Source organism: Streptomyces sp. NPDC087440 (assembly GCF_044744005.1).
Classification (GTDB): Bacteria; Actinomycetota; Actinomycetes; order Streptomycetales; family Streptomycetaceae; genus Streptomyces.
Window position 1 is genome coordinate 450,332 of record NZ_JBIUXN010000002.1, and the last position, 13,214, is coordinate 463,545.

Below are 13,214 nucleotides of genomic sequence, written 5' to 3' on the forward strand. Positions count from 1 at the left end.
GGAATTCCGCGGTCCATTTCCACTTTGCCAAATCATTGCCAGGCGGGTCGGCGCGTCGGCGGCGTCCGGTCGGTGTGTGCTGCGCGCTTTAGGATTTTGTCCATGGCCTCCCGCACCGCTTCCTCGCGCCCCGTCGGCGCCGTCACCCGCGGGACCACCAACCCGAACCGGCTGCGGCGCATGGACCGCTGGATCGCCGCCGTGCACGGGCCCGCCCTGCGGCGTACGGAAGGGGCGGTGGCCGTCGACCTGGGGTACGGGGCCGCGCCCTGGACGGCGGTGGAGCTGCTGGGCCGGCTGCGGACGGCCGCGCCGCGCGTCGAGGTGACCGGTATTGAGATCGAGCCCGCGCGGGTGGCGGGGGCCAAGCCGTACGAGCGGGAGGGGCTGACCTTCCGGCACGGGGGCTTCGAGGTGCCGCTCGACGGCGGGCGGCGGCCGATGCTGATCCGTGCCGCCAATGTCCTTCGACAGTACGACGAGGAGCAGGTGGCCGCCGTCTGGGAGCGGCTGCGCGCCCGGCTGGCCCCGGGCGGGCTGCTGGTCGAGGGGACCTGCGACGAGATCGGGCGGCGGCATGTGTGGGTGGCGCTGGGGGCGGAGGGGCCCCGGACGGTGACGTTCGCGGCGCGGCTGGCGTCGCTGGAGAAGCCCTCGGACCTGGCGGAGCGGCTGCCGAAGGCGCTGATCCACCGCAATGTGCCGGGCGAGCCGGTGCACGCCTTCCTGCGGGACTTCGACCGGGCCTGGGCGGCGGCGGCGCCGTTCGCGTCGCTGGGGGTGCGGCAGCGGTGGGTGCGGGCGGTGCGGGACCTGTCGGCGGACTGGCCGGTGCGCGGACCGCACACGGCGGACGGCCACGCTCCGGCGGACGGGGAGCGGCGGTGGCGGCAGGGGGAGGTCACCGTGCGGTGGGGGGCGTTGGCGCCGGTGGGGTGGGGGTAGGCAGGACCCCGGGGCCCGGAGTGCCACCTTCCGGTGAATAATGAGGGACTTTTTGCCTGCGGGGCACTGTGAGGGAACGGGAATTCGATCTCGTTCGTCGGACGGGTGTGCAGGGAAGGGCCGGAAGGTTCTTGGGGGTTGTGAGGGGATGCTGTTTCGGGCCCTGTCGCTTTTGCGGCGGGCGTGGCAGCATCTCGGCAGGGTCGCCAAGTTACTGACGGTAAATCAGATTCCATGCCGGGTCACAGGGGCCCGGCACAGGACTTGTTCCGGGGGGAGCTCGTGAACCGACGCCGTAGAAGCAGCCGTGCCGAGGACAGTCGGGTCGGGGGTCGCGCGGTCGGCGGTCGCCGGATCAGCGGTCGCCGGGTCACGACCGCCGTGGCGGTGGTCTGCGCGCTGAGTGCGCTGGTGCTGCCGGGGCAGGCGTACGCCGCTCCGGAGCCGCCGCCCGCCGGGGGCTCGGGGTCGAGTCTCGAAGACGTACGAAGAGAGATCGACGAGCTGTACCGCAAGGCGGCGGTCGCCACCGACGCGTACAACCTCGCCGAGGACCAGGCGCAGGGCCAGTCCGGCGAGATCGTGAAGCTGGCCCGGACGATCGTGGCCGGCGAGCAGAAGATCAACAAGCTGAAGGACCGGCTCGGCGCGCAGGCCCGCGCCCAGTACCGCACGGGCGGCGTGCCGCAGAGCGCGCGGCTGATGCTCAGCGGGAACCCGGACCTCTTCCTGCGCGGCGCGGCCCGCATGCAGCAGGGCGAGTCGGCGGTCAAGAGCATGCTGGAGGAGCTCAAGCGCACCCAGGAGGACCTGCGCACCTACTCCGCGGACGCCAGCACCCAGTGGACCAAGCTGGAGGCGAACCGCAAGAGCAAGGAGAAGGCCCGCAAGGAGATCAAGAAGCAGATCGACGCCGCCGAGAAGATCGAGTCCCGGCTGGCCTCGAAGGACCGGGCCAAGATGCTGGAGCTGGAGCGCGAGGCCCAGGGCCGCGCCCAGTCGGCCTGGATGAGCTCCGGGGCGCTGGGCAGCGGGGGCGGCGCGGGCACCGATCAGGGCAAGCGGGCCGTGGCGTACGCGATGGACCAGATAGGCGACCCGTACGTGTGGGGCGCGGAGGGACCGTACGCCTTCGACTGCTCCGGGCTCACCCAGCAGGCGTGGATATCGGCGGGGCGCGGGATACCGCGGACCTCGCAGGAGCAGTGGCGGCTGCTGCCGAGGGTGCCGGTGTCGCAGATGCGGCCCGGGGACCTGATCATCTACTTCTCCGACGCGAGCCATGTCGCGATGTACATAGGCAACGGCTCGATGGTCCACGCCCCCCGCCCGGGGCGGAACGTGACGGTGGCGGGCGCGGGCTCGATGCCGATCCTGGGGGTCGTGCGGCCGGGCTAGGGCACGGGGAAACCGCTCCCGCGCGGGGTGATCTTTGTCATGGGAACGGGAGCGGCGGAACCGGCCTCGGTCCCCCGGCGGAACCCGGTCATGCCGGGCCGCAAGCGACAAAAACTCCCGGCATATGACCGGGGCGGATTCGTGAACGCCATTCCGTCAGCCCACCGGGTACCGCTAAGGTCCCCGTTTGGCGGGGCGTCGCTCGGCGTCCCACCGCCCTCGGGGGGAGGGAAGGAACCGAACCGATGCCCGTACCCATACCGCGGCAGAGAGCAGTGCCCGCCGTGGAAAGCGACGGACAGGGCGGCTCTTCGCACCCCGCGCACCAGCCCCAGCACCAGCCCCAGCACCCGACCGACCTGACCCTGCTGGTCATCGAGCACGACCCCACCGACGCCGTCGCCGTCCCCGACCTGCTCGACCGGGACTCCGCGAGCGGCGGCCGGGTCCGGGTGCGCACCGCCCGCAACCTCACCGAGGCCGGGCGTCTGCTCACCGACGACGTGCACTGCATCCTGCTGGACCTGGCCCTGCCGGGCTGCGGCCACTGCCCCGAGTGCACGGCGGCCGGTCACTCGCTGGGCGCGCTGCACGACGTCCTGCGGATGGCCCCGCACCACGCGGTGCTCGCGCTCACCCCGTCCGACCGCCCCGAGCACGCCGCCGACGCGGTACGGGCCGGGGCGCAGGACTATCTGTTCCGCGACGAGCTGGACGGGCGGCTGCTGAGCCGGGCCATCCGGTACGCGGTGGAACGCAAGCGGGCCGACACCGCCTCGTACAAACTCGCCGAGTCCCGGCTGCACGCGCAGGAGAACGCCCGTCTGGAGCGCGGCCTGCTGCCCACCCCGCTGCTCGACGGCTCGGACCTGACGTTCGCCGCCCGCTACCGGCCCGGCCGCTCCCGGGCCCTGCTCGGCGGGGACTTCTACGACACCGTCCGCACCCCGGACGGCACCGTCCACGCGATGATCGGCGACGTCTGCGGGCACGGCCCGGACGAGGCGGCACTCGGTGTCGAACTGCGCATCGCCTGGCGGGCGTTGACCTTCGCGGGCCTGTGCGGGGACGAGCTGCTCTCCACCCTCCAGCGGGTCCTGGAGCACGAGCGGGAGAGCGAGGAGATCTTCGCGACGCTCTGTACGGTCGACATCGCGCCCGACGGCCGCCGCGCCGGTCTGTGCCTCGCCGGGCACCCGGCCCCGCTGATCGCCCGCCAGGGGCAGCTCGCGCAGCTGATGCCCTTCGACGGCGGCGGCCCGGCGCTGGGCCTGCTGCCGCACGCCCGCTGGCCGCGCAGCCAGGTCGAACTGGGCGGCGCCTGGAGCCTGTTGATGTACACGGACGGTCTGATCGAGGGCCGGATCGCGGGCCCCGACGGTTCGGGCCGCCCGGGGCGGCTCGGCCAGGACGGCATGGTCGCGATGATCAACCGTCAGCTGGCGGAGGGCCTGCGCGGCGACGCGCTCCTCGAAGCCGCGATGACCCGCGCCCGCGAGCTGAACGGCGGCGAACTCACCGACGACGTCGCGCTCCTGCTGCTGGGCCGGGACCGCGCCACCCTGAACGGCGGGGTTCAGCGCCCGCCGTTGTAGGGCCCGTACGGCCCGTCGCTGCTGCTGCCGCCGCTGCGCCGGCCGCCGCCGGACACCTGCCGGAGTGCGGGACGCACGTCCACCAGGAAGACGATCGAGGCGACCAGTCCCGCGATCTGCAGGAACAGCATCGGTACCACCAGGTTCACCAGCGTCGTGATGCCGAGAATGACCAGCCAGAAGTTCTTGGACTGCTTGTCGGCGGCCCGGTAGGCGTCCGCCCGCGCGGTCGCCGCCATGACGAGCGCGACCACCGCCATGATGAGGAAGACCCAGCCGATCACGAACCACAACATGCCGTCGAATCCCGCACGCAACATCCTGAGCACCGCCTCATCGATTTGACCGCCTGGTGACCGCCCTGCCGCCCAAGGTACCGAAACGACGGACCGGACGCCCTCGTGGCGATCCGGCCCGTCGTTCCCGATCCCTCCGGTCCGTGGACCGGCGGGTTACTTCTCCTCGGCGGCCGGAGCCGTCTTCTTGGCCGCGGCCTTGCGCGGCGCCGGGGCCTTCTTCGCCGGGGCGTCCTCGGCCTGGCCGGCATCGGCCTTGGCAGCATCCGCGGTGTCGGCGTCCGCCTTCGGCTCCTCGGCCACCTTCGGCTCCGGGTCCGGCTCGACCGCGACGGCGATCTCGTTGATCTCCTCGGCGGCCTCGCCGCGCCACTGCTTCACGGCCTGCTCGCCGTGCTCGGCGACCTTCTCGTACGTCTCACGGGCCTTGACCGCGTACTCGGCGGCCACGCCCACGCCGCGCAGGGCGAGGTCCTGGGCGGTCTCGCCCAGCTTCTTCAGGTCGGTGTCGAAGGAGCCGACGACCTCGGAGAACTTGGCCTGAAGGGTGGCCTGCGCCTCCTTGGCCTGCGTGGTCACCTTCTCCTGCACGACCTTGGGGTCGGTCTGGCGCACCTTTTCGAAGCGCTCCGGCGCCTCGTCGGCGAGCTTCTTGGCCTGTCGCGCGGCGAGGTCGGCCGTACCGGCGAAGAAGTAGAGGGGGGTCGGGTCGGTGAGGGTCTTGCGCAGGTCATCGCTGATGGCCATAACTGTGGTCCTCCCGGATCGCATCAGTGTGAGGGTGTCGCTTCACTGCCGACGCCGTCCGCACCCGGGGCGTCCCGGTCCGCGCTCTCCGCCGCGTTCTCCTTGCGGAAGGACTCGTAGATCTGGAGCAGCACCTGCTTCTGCCGCTCGTTGATCAGCGGGTCGGCCAGGATGACGGCGGGCGTCTCCAGCTCTTCCCGGTCCTTCTCGTCAAGAATCCCCGCCTGCACGTACAGCGTCTCGGCGGAGATCCGCAGCGCCTTCGCGAGCTGCTGGAGGATGTCCGCGCTGGGCTTGCGCAGGCCACGTTCGATCTGGCTGAGGTACGGGTTGGACACCCCGGCCGCATCGGCGAGTTGCCGCAACGAGAGCTGCGCGTTGCGGCGCTGCTCCCGCAGGTACTCCCCGAGGTTGCCGACGTTCAGTGAAGCCATGCCCCGATGGTGCACCCTCCCCGCTAACTTTTGCAAGCGCCTGCTTGCAAAAGTGTTCCACGCCACCTCGGCACCGTCGGCCGTCAGCGGCGGGTCTCGATGCGCAGGCCGCCCGTGGTCACGTGGCGCATGTTGTCGCTCGCGAGCAGGTCGTGCGGCTGGCCGAGCCCGATCGCGCTCGCCGCGTCCAGGCGGGCCAGTTGGGCGGTCGTGAACTCGATCTCCAAGGCGCCCAGGTTCTCCTCCAGTTGGGCGGGAGTGCGGGCCCCGATCAGCGTGCTTGCCACGCCCGGGTTGAGCAGGGTCCAGGCCAGCGCGACCTGGGACGGGGTGCGGCCCAGGTCGGCGGCGACGTCCCGGACGACGTCGGCCACGGCCAGGTTGCGTTCGGTGAGCGTGCCCAGGGTGAGGTTGTGGTCCCTGCGGGTGCTCTCGCCGGTGCCGGCGCTCGTCCCGGTCAGGTCGTCGCGGCCGTACTTGCCGCTGAGCACCCCGCCGCCCAGCGGTGAGTACGGGACCACGCCCAGCCCCAGTTCCCGGGCCATCGGGATCAGGTCGCGCTCCGCGGTACGTTCGATCAGGCTGTATTCGAGCTGCAGCGCGACCAGCGGCGACCAGCCGCGCAGGTCGGCGATCGCCTGCATCCGGGACACCTGCCAGGCCGGGGTGTTGGAGATCGCCACGTACAGCACCTTGCCCTGCCGGACCAGGTCGTCCAAGCCGCGCAGGACCTCCTCGACGGGTGTGCGGAAGTCCCAGACGTGCAGGTACAGCAGGTCGATGTAGTCGGTGCCCAGCCGCCGCAGGCTCCCCTCCACCGAGCCGAACAGGGCCTTGCGGTGGCCGCCCCCGGAGTTGGGGTCGCCGGGACGGCGCAGCGTCGCGTACTTGGTCGCCAGCACCAGACGTTCGCGCTGGTCACGGGCGAACTCGCCGAGCAGGCGCTCGGAGCTTCCGTCGGTGTAGGTGTCGGCGGTGTCGAGGAGGTTGCCGCCGAGCTCGACGTAGCGGTCGAACAGCTTGCGGGCCTCGGCCCGCTCGGCGCCCCAGCCCCACTCGGTGCCGAAGGTCGCGGTGCCCAGGGCCAGCGGTGAGACCCGCAGTCCCGAGCGGCCCAGCAGCCGGTAGGTGTCGAGGGTCAGTGCCATCGGGTCCTCCTGTGCTCGTTCGTCTCTTGCATCTCATGCATCTCTTGCCGGGACCGAGTCTGTGACGGCGGCGGCCGGGGGGTAAGGGACGGCACTTCCTGGGAAGAACGGTCCCACCCTGGCGGTTGGACCGGTCATGACGACCCGAACCATGGACCCCGCCCGGGAGTTGGCCGCGTTCCTGCGGAGCAGGCGCGAGGGCCTCGACCCCGACCGGCTGGGCCTGCCGTCGCACCGGCGGCCCCGACGGACGCCGGGACTGCGCCGGGAGGAGGTCGCCGAACTGGCAGGGGTCAGCACCGACTACGTGGTCCGGCTGGAGCAGGGCCGCGGGCTGCGGCCCTCGGCGGAGGTGCTGGCGGCGCTGGCCGGGGCGCTGCGCCTGGATCCGAGCGAACGGGACTACCTGTACGACCTGGCCGGACACCGCCGCCCCGGCACCACCGGTGGGCCGGACGCCGGTGCCGCGCCGTCGTTGGCCCGCCTGGTCGACGACCTCTCACCGCTGCCGGCCATGCTGCTGGACCACCGCTACGACATCCTCGCCCGGACCCCCGAAATGGCCCGGCTGCTACCGGGTTTCGCGGACGTGCCGCCGTCCCGGCTCAACGCGATGCGGCTGTGCCTGCTGCACCCGGCGATGCGCGGCTTCTACGCGGACCGGGAGCAGACGCTGCGGGACGGGATCGCCCACCTGCGCGCGGCCTGGGCCGCACACCCGGAGGACGGCGAACTGGCCGACCTCATCGCGGAGTTCGTCGCACAGGACGAGGACTTCGCCCGCCTGTGGCCGGAGCGGGAGGTCAGCGTCAACGGCCGCGGCCGGAAGGTGCTGCGGCATCCGGTCGCAGGCGCGATCACCGTCGACTTCGACGTCCTGCTGCCGCTCCAGGACCCGGGACTGCGCCTGCTCGTCTACCGCCCCGCGGACGAGGAGAGCCGGATGTCCCTGGACCGGCTGTGCGCGCGGTGACGGGGCCCCGGCTCACGCATGTACGACCGGCCCCCGCACCGACAAGTCAGGCGGCTGCTGCGTGGAAGGGCTCGTCGCGGGAGCGGACGGCCGGTGTCGGTGGTGCGTGCCATGCTGGAATGCGTGGATCTGGAGGACATGAGGCGGCTGCGGCGGGCGCGGGACACGATGGACCGGTGCTACGCGCAGCCCCTGGACGTGCCCGCGCTGGCGAAGGTCGCGCTCATGTCGCCGGGGCACTTCTCGCGCAGTTTCCGCGCCGCGTACGGGGAGACTCCGTACAGCTATCTCATGACCCGCCGGGTCGAGCGCGCGAAGGCGCTGCTGCGGCGCGGGGACCTCAGCGTCACGGAGGTCTGCTTCGCGGTGGGGTGTACGTCGCTGGGGTCCTTCAGCTCGCGGTTCACGGAGCTGGTCGGGGAGTCCCCGAGCGCGTATCGGGGCAGGTCGCACGGGGTGGAGGGGTTCGTTCCGGCGTGTGTGGAGAAGGTCGTCACGCGGCCCGGCGGGCGGCGCGGGAAAGCGGTCAGTTCTGGAGAAGCGCCGGGCGGCACGTCGCCGTAACGTCGAAGCCATGGACATCAACCTCTCCCAGTGCTTCATCGCCGTCGACGACCACGACAAGGCGCTCGCCTTCTACCGCGACGCCCTCGGCCTCGCCGTGCGCAACGACGTCGGCTACGAGGACATGCGGTGGGTGACGCTCGGGTCCCCGACGCCCGGCGGCGTCGAGATCGTGCTCGAACCCCCGCTCGCCGACCCGAACGCCCCGGCCGCCGACCGCCAGGCCATGGCGGAGCTCCTCGCCAAGGGTTTCCTGCGCGGGGTGATCTTCTCGACCCAGGACGTCGACGCCACCTTCGAGAAGGTGCGCGCGGCGGGCGGCGAGGTCATCCAGGAGCCCGTCGACCAGCCGTACGGAGTGCGGGACTGCGCGTTCCGCGACCCGGCGGGGAACATGATCCGCTTCACGCAGGCGAAGCAGTAGGAGGAGAAGGAGTACGGGTCCGGGGCGCGTCCGCACGGGCGCGTCCCGCGAGCAGCACGACCAGGGCCGTCGGGACCAGCAGCAGCGCGAACGCCCCGGCGTAGCCCGGCAGTTCACCCTCGCGCACCAGCACCGCGTTGAAGAGCGCGGAGGCCACGCCCAGCACCGCGATCTGGCCCAGGTTCTGCGTGGTCTGCATCGCCGCGCTCGCATAGCCCTGGCGGTCGGGCGGGGTGTGGTGCAGCGAGAGCAGGGTGAGGGAGGGCGCCAGCAGGCCCATGCCGATCGCGGCCACCACCATGGCGGGGGCCGCCGTCGCGGCGGGTACGGACGGCAACGTTCCGACCAGTGCCAGCACGACCGCCGCGGCGAGCAGCAGCGCGCCCGCGATCACCACCCGGTGCCTCGGGAAGCGCCCCAGCCACCGGCTCTGCACCCAGGCCGCGCCCGCCCAGAACACCGCCGCCCCGGTGAAGGCCAGCCCCGTCACCACCGCGGGCACCTCCCGTACCGTCAGCAGCATCAGCGGCACAAAGGCCTCCAGGGTGAAGAACACCCCCGAGGTCAGCCCCCGCAGCAGTACGGACGCGGGCAGCCCGCGTCCCGCCCGCAGCGTTCCCGGGGGCAGCAGCCGGGGCGCGAACACCCCGAGCACGGCGAGCGCGGCCACCGCGTACAGCAGGTGCGCGAGGTCCCAGCCGGACGCCGCGTACTGTCCGAGCGCCGCGCCGACACTCACCGCGACGGCGACCAGGAGCCCCGGCCGGTGCGCCGACTCCCCTGCGTCGTTGGTCTTTTCGTACGGTACGGAGCCGCCGCGCTCGCGGAGCAGGAGCAGCACCGCCAGTGCCGGGAGGGCGGTCAGCACGGCCAGGCCGAGGAAGACCGTGCGCCAGGACCACGTCTCGGCGACCAGACCGGCCACCGGGGGCCCGACCAGGGACGGCACGATCCAGCAGGTGCTGAGGAGGGACAGGGCGCGGGGGCGCAGCTCGTCGGGGTAGTTCTGGGCGACGGCGGCGTTGACGGCGACGGCGGTCATTCCGGCGGCGAGACCGTCGAGGAAGCGGCCCGCCGCGAGCTGCCAGACGCTGTCGCTCAGGCCGGAGACGACGAGGGTGAGCACCGCGAGGAGGGTTCCGGCGGCCAGCGGGCGGCGGGCTCCGGCCCGGTCGGCCCAGGTGCCGCCGAGGACTCCGCCGAGCAGGCTCGCGGCCACGAAACAGCCCGCGACCAGCGGGAAGAGGGACACCCCTTCGAGTTCGCGGGCGGCCACCGGGAGGGTGGGGACCACGGCGAGGGCGGCGAAGCCGGTCAGGAACATCACCGCGGTGATGCCTGCGGTCAGGCCCGCGTACGGGCGGGAGAACAACCCCGCGGGCTTTGTCCCGGGGGCCGGGGGCCCGGACCGTACGGGCGTCCCAGCAGTCTCTTCCGTCACAGGTGGAGAAGGTAGGCGGGGGGTGTCCGGGGCGCCACCGGATTTCCCCCAACCTGCCGCTACTGGCTGCTACTTGGCCGCTTCCAGCACCGCGCGCCAGGCCGGGCTGTCCACGTAGTGGTTGTCGTAGAGCTCGGAGGAGTTCTTGATCTCGTCGGGGCTCGCCTCGCCGCGCACCACGCGGTTCAGCAGGCGCAGGTAGTCGAAGCGCGGCATGCCCGGCGTGAAGACGAACAGGACGTCGGCGGTGGAGCCGGGCGCGGCGGCGAAGGCGTGCGGGGTGTGCGGGGGGACGAGGAGGAAGTCGCCCTGGTGCAGAGTCTCGACGGTGTCGTCCAGGAGGACCTGGAGGGAGCCGTCGATGACGAAGAACATCTCCGAGGCGCGGGTGTGGAAGTGGGCGGGGGCGCCGACCGCACCGGCGGCGAAGGTTGACCGGTAGCTGGTGATCGGGCTGCCGTCCGTGCCGCAGTCGGCGAGGAGGGTCATCACGCTGCTCGGGTCGCTGGCGGTCTCGGCGGTGGCGGCGCGGGTGAGGAGGGGGCGGGCGGCCCGGGCGGGGGCGGCGGTGTCCACGGCCTGTTCGGCGGCGGTGCGGGCGGCTTCGGTGCGGTTCTCCGTGGTGTTCATGGGGACAACTCTAGGCAGCCAAAAGACCCTGCACAGGGTGCATTCCGGGGGTGATTGGATGGGTCAATTCCATCACTGCGGAGGGCCACCGCGAAAGGCCCCCTCAGGCGTCCGCCTTCGGCCGTACCGCCTCCAGGTACTCCGCGATCGCGTCCCGGTTGCGCTGCATGCACTCCACCCGTGCCTGCATCCGCCCCAGCTCCGTCTCCAGCGTGTGCAGCATCTCCGGGGTCGCGTCCGGGAAGTGGATGGTGCGGGGCTTGTCGAGGCACGGGAGGATCTGGCGGATGATGCGGGTGGGCAGGCCCGCGTCCAGCAGGCCGCGGATCTGGGCGACGCGGTCCACGAAGCGTTCGTCGTACGCGCGGTAGCCGTTGGGCAGGCGCTCGGCGGCGATCAGGCCCTGCTCCTCGTAGTAACGGAGCATTCTGCGGGGGGTGTTGGTGCGCTCGGAGAGTTCGCCGATGCGTATGCGGCCGGGGAGATTCGCCATGTGACCCACCTCACAACTTGTCGCGTTGACCCTCACATCAATGTGAGGGTTCGACCATACCGGCATGGGAACTGCACACGCCACAGCACCAGTTGAGACCACCTCCGCCGCCAACTCCCGCCTCCCCCTCGCCGCCCTCCTCGCCCTCGCCACCGCCGTCTTCATCACCAGCCTCACCGAGACCCTCCCCGCCGGCCTCCTCCCCGCCATGAGCGCCGACCTCGGCGTCAGCGAGTCCGCCACCGGCCAGACGGTGACGGTGTACGCCATCGGCACCGCCCTCACCGCGATCCCGCTGACCGCCGCCACCGCCGCATGGCGGCGCAAGCGCCTGCTGCTGACCTCGATGGCCGGGTTCGCCGCCGCCAACACCGTCACCGCCCTCTCCACCGACTACACCCTCACGATGGCGGCCCGCTTCGTCGCGGGCGTGGCGGCCGGTCTGGCCTGGGCACTGCTCGCCGGGTACGCGCGCCGCATGGCCCCCGTACACCTCCAGGGCAAGGCGATCGCCATCGCCATGGCGGGCATCCCGGTCGCCCTCTCACTGGGCGTCCCGGCGGGCACCTTCCTCGGCAAGGCGCTGAGCTGGCAGGTGGCGTTCCTGGTGATGACGGGGCTGACGGTCGCCCTGCTGGGGTGGATCGCGGCGATCGTGCCGGACTACCCGGGCACGGCCCGCACGCCCAAGGGGGCACAAGCCGCCAAGGCCCCCGGCATGCTGAGCGCCCTCCGCGTCCCCGGCGTGACCCCGGTCCTCTTCGTCACCCTGGTCTTCGTCCTCGCCCACACCATCCTCTACACCTTCATCGCCACCTTCCTCACCGAGCTGGGCATGGGTGACTCCATCGACCTCGTCCTGCTGGTCTTCGGCGCGGCGTCGCTGGTCAGCATCTGGGTGGTCGGCGCGCAGATCAACCGCCGCCTGCGCGCCCTGATGATCGCCAGCACCCTGCTCATCGCGGTCGCGGCCGCCCTCCTCGCGCTCCTCTCCGACAGCACGGCCATGGTGTACGTCGCGGTGACGCTGTGGGGCCTCGGCTGGGGCGGCGCGCCGACCCTGCTCCAGACCGCCGCGGGCGACGCGGGCGGCGAGCACGCCGACGCGGCGCAGGCCATGCTGGTCACCCTCTGGAACGCGGCGATGGCGGGCGGCGGAGTCGTCGGCGGCATCCTGCTCGGACTGCTCGGCTCGACGTCCTTCCCGTGGAGCGTGCTGGTCCTGCTGGTCCCCGTACTGCTGGCCGTCCTGGCCGCGCGGGTGCACGGCTTCCCCAAGCACCGTACGGACAGCACGAGTTGAGCCCCGGGCGACCGGCCGGGACCACGAACCCGCCCCCCGCGCACAAAGCGCGGAGGGCGGGCAGCCGCTGTGCATACCCGCCGACCTGCGCCCCCTCCCCCACGGGCAGCGCCAAGCCCCCCCCCTCACTACCCTCCTCCCATGACCGGGAACAGCACCAGCAGCACCACCCCCACCGCGCCCCGCTACCTCTACCTGGCCCGCCACGCCGAGGCCACCCCCGACGAGTCCGGCCTCACCGAAGCCGGGCGGCGTCAGGCCGCACTCCTCGGGGAGCGGCTGCGCGACGTGCCGCTCGACGCGATCCACCACGGTCCGCTCCCCCGCGCCGCCGAGACCGCGCGACTGGTCGCGGAACGGGCGGGGCAGGTCGTACGCCCCCAACTCAGCGAGGCCGCCGGGGACTTCGTCCCGTACGAGCCGGTACGGGAGGACTTCCCGGAGGGCGTCAACGCCGACCGGTATCTCGCCTTCGTCGCACAGTTCACGGAGCAGGAGCGCAAGCAGGGTCCCGAACTGGCGGCACAGGCAGTGGAGTTGTTCACAGGTCCCGCCGAAGGGGATACGGTCCGCCGCGAGTTGGTCGTCACGCACAACTTCCTCGCCGCGTGGTTCGTGCGCGAGGCGCTCGACGCCCCCGCGTCCCGCTGGCTGGGCCTCAACCTCGCCAACGCCGCGCTGACCGTGATCCGTTACGCCCCCGGCAGGCCCGCCACCGTACTCGTACTGAACGACCAGACCCACCTGCCCGCCGAGCTGCGCTGGACCGGCTTCCCGCAGGACGAGCACATCTGAGGCGAGGGGCCGGACCCCGCCCGGATCC

Annotated in this window: 15 protein-coding genes; 8 read left to right on the forward strand and 7 right to left on the reverse strand. The window is 72.2% G+C overall.

Annotated elements, in window-relative coordinates; genetic code table 11:
• The first annotated feature begins 102 nt into the window (after nt 1-102).
• From ACIO3O_RS06770 to ACIO3O_RS06780, 3 genes are all read left to right on the forward strand, one after another.
• On the forward strand, nt 103-945 hold the full coding sequence (locus ACIO3O_RS06770; protein WP_401742782.1) for a class I SAM-dependent methyltransferase: 843 nt from the start codon (nt 103-105) through the stop codon (nt 943-945).
• 354 nt (nt 946-1,299) lie between these two features.
• Entirely contained in the window at nt 1,300-2,343 is a 1,044-nt protein-coding gene (locus tag ACIO3O_RS06775) for an NlpC/P60 family protein (RefSeq protein ID WP_401743414.1), read from the forward strand.
• A gap of 245 nt (nt 2,344-2,588) precedes the next feature.
• On the forward strand, nt 2,589-3,938 hold the full coding sequence (locus ACIO3O_RS06780) for a PP2C family protein-serine/threonine phosphatase (protein WP_401742784.1): 1,350 nt from the start codon (nt 2,589-2,591) through the stop codon (nt 3,936-3,938).
• On the opposite strand, the gene ACIO3O_RS06785 is transcribed toward ACIO3O_RS06780, so the two are convergent.
• The 4 genes from ACIO3O_RS06785 to ACIO3O_RS06800 all read right to left on the reverse strand — a co-directional run bounded on the left by ACIO3O_RS06785 (nt 3,920) and on the right by ACIO3O_RS06800 (nt 6,563).
• On the reverse strand, nt 3,920-4,258 hold the full coding sequence (locus tag ACIO3O_RS06785; protein WP_401742786.1) for a DUF2516 family protein: 339 nt from the start codon (nt 4,256-4,258) through the stop codon (nt 3,920-3,922). The genes ACIO3O_RS06780 and ACIO3O_RS06785 overlap by 19 nt on opposite strands.
• Nucleotides 4,259-4,390: 132 nt before the next feature.
• A complete protein-coding gene (locus ACIO3O_RS06790) occupies nt 4,391-4,981 on the reverse strand; it encodes a hypothetical protein (protein WP_401742787.1) in 591 nt (196 codons plus the stop codon).
• A gap of 23 nt (nt 4,982-5,004) precedes the next feature.
• Nucleotides 5,005-5,415 (reverse strand): helix-turn-helix domain-containing protein, encoded by a 411-nt coding sequence (locus ACIO3O_RS06795; protein ID WP_401742788.1) that lies wholly within the window; start codon nt 5,413-5,415, stop codon nt 5,005-5,007.
• An 83-nt stretch (nt 5,416-5,498) separates the two neighbouring features.
• Nucleotides 5,499-6,563, reverse strand: a complete 1,065-nt coding sequence (locus tag ACIO3O_RS06800; protein WP_401742791.1) for an aldo/keto reductase — start codon at nt 6,561-6,563, stop codon at nt 5,499-5,501.
• A 136-nt stretch (nt 6,564-6,699) separates the two neighbouring features.
• On the opposite strand from ACIO3O_RS06800, the gene ACIO3O_RS06805 reads away from it, so the two are divergent.
• The 3 genes from ACIO3O_RS06805 (at nt 6,700) to ACIO3O_RS06815 (ending at nt 8,524) form a co-directional block, all read left to right on the forward strand.
• The gene (locus ACIO3O_RS06805) at nt 6,700-7,536 is read left to right on the forward strand and encodes a helix-turn-helix domain-containing protein (protein ID WP_401742793.1); all 837 of its coding nucleotides are present in this window, start codon (nt 6,700-6,702) and stop codon (nt 7,534-7,536) included.
• A gap of 111 nt (nt 7,537-7,647) precedes the next feature.
• Nucleotides 7,648-8,100 (forward strand): helix-turn-helix transcriptional regulator, encoded by a 453-nt coding sequence (locus ACIO3O_RS06810; protein ID WP_401743416.1) that lies wholly within the window; start codon nt 7,648-7,650, stop codon nt 8,098-8,100.
• A 10-nt stretch (nt 8,101-8,110) separates the two neighbouring features.
• Complete coding sequence (locus ACIO3O_RS06815; protein WP_401742795.1) at nt 8,111-8,524, forward strand: VOC family protein; 414 nt, start codon at nt 8,111-8,113, stop codon at nt 8,522-8,524.
• Here the strand turns inward: ACIO3O_RS06815 and ACIO3O_RS06820 are convergent.
• From ACIO3O_RS06820 to ACIO3O_RS06830, 3 genes are all read right to left on the reverse strand, one after another.
• Entirely contained in the window at nt 8,505-9,965 is a 1,461-nt protein-coding gene (locus ACIO3O_RS06820; protein ID WP_401742797.1) for an MFS transporter, read from the reverse strand. The two genes, ACIO3O_RS06815 and ACIO3O_RS06820, sit on opposite strands and share 20 nt — an antisense overlap.
• Before the next feature lie 69 nt (nt 9,966-10,034).
• Complete coding sequence (locus ACIO3O_RS06825; RefSeq protein WP_401742800.1) at nt 10,035-10,595, reverse strand: cupin domain-containing protein; 561 nt, start codon at nt 10,593-10,595, stop codon at nt 10,035-10,037.
• Between the two features lie 103 nt (nt 10,596-10,698).
• A complete protein-coding gene (locus tag ACIO3O_RS06830; protein WP_401743419.1) occupies nt 10,699-11,067 on the reverse strand; it encodes a MerR family transcriptional regulator in 369 nt (122 codons plus the stop codon).
• A gap of 85 nt (nt 11,068-11,152) precedes the next feature.
• Here ACIO3O_RS06830 and ACIO3O_RS06835 point away from each other — a divergent pair, with 85 nt between their 5' ends.
• Together ACIO3O_RS06835 and ACIO3O_RS06840 are read left to right on the forward strand one after the other, a co-directional pair.
• Nucleotides 11,153-12,391 (forward strand): MFS transporter, encoded by a 1,239-nt coding sequence (locus ACIO3O_RS06835; protein WP_401742803.1) that lies wholly within the window; start codon nt 11,153-11,155, stop codon nt 12,389-12,391.
• Nucleotides 12,392-12,532: 141 nt separating this feature from the next.
• A complete protein-coding gene (locus tag ACIO3O_RS06840) occupies nt 12,533-13,186 on the forward strand; it encodes a histidine phosphatase family protein (protein WP_401742805.1) in 654 nt (217 codons plus the stop codon).
• Nucleotides 13,187-13,214: the final 28 nt, after the last annotated feature.

What these genes read in the sequence shown, in the direction of transcription:
- ACIO3O_RS06815 (WP_401742795.1), top strand. Translation starts at nt 8,111, where the DNA reads ATGGACATCAACCTCTCCCAGTGCTTCATCGCCGTCGACGACCACGAC.
- ACIO3O_RS06825 (WP_401742800.1), bottom strand. Translation starts at nt 10,595, where the DNA reads ATGAACACCACGGAGAACCGCACCGAAGCCGCCCGCACCGCCGCCGAA.
- ACIO3O_RS06840 (WP_401742805.1), top strand. Translation starts at nt 12,533, where the DNA reads ATGACCGGGAACAGCACCAGCAGCACCACCCCCACCGCGCCCCGCTAC.
- ACIO3O_RS06810 (WP_401743416.1), top strand. Translation starts at nt 7,648, where the DNA reads ATGCTGGAATGCGTGGATCTGGAGGACATGAGGCGGCTGCGGCGGGCG.
- ACIO3O_RS06805 (WP_401742793.1), top strand. Translation starts at nt 6,700, where the DNA reads ATGACGACCCGAACCATGGACCCCGCCCGGGAGTTGGCCGCGTTCCTG.
- ACIO3O_RS06770 (WP_401742782.1), top strand. Translation starts at nt 103, where the DNA reads ATGGCCTCCCGCACCGCTTCCTCGCGCCCCGTCGGCGCCGTCACCCGC.
- ACIO3O_RS06785 (WP_401742786.1), bottom strand. Translation starts at nt 4,258, where the DNA reads ATGTTGCGTGCGGGATTCGACGGCATGTTGTGGTTCGTGATCGGCTGG.
- ACIO3O_RS06795 (WP_401742788.1), bottom strand. Translation starts at nt 5,415, where the DNA reads ATGGCTTCACTGAACGTCGGCAACCTCGGGGAGTACCTGCGGGAGCAG.
- ACIO3O_RS06780 (WP_401742784.1), top strand. Translation starts at nt 2,589, where the DNA reads ATGCCCGTACCCATACCGCGGCAGAGAGCAGTGCCCGCCGTGGAAAGC.
- ACIO3O_RS06835 (WP_401742803.1), top strand. Translation starts at nt 11,153, where the DNA reads ATGGGAACTGCACACGCCACAGCACCAGTTGAGACCACCTCCGCCGCC.
- ACIO3O_RS06800 (WP_401742791.1), bottom strand. Translation starts at nt 6,563, where the DNA reads ATGGCACTGACCCTCGACACCTACCGGCTGCTGGGCCGCTCGGGACTG.
- ACIO3O_RS06790 (WP_401742787.1), bottom strand. Translation starts at nt 4,981, where the DNA reads ATGGCCATCAGCGATGACCTGCGCAAGACCCTCACCGACCCGACCCCC.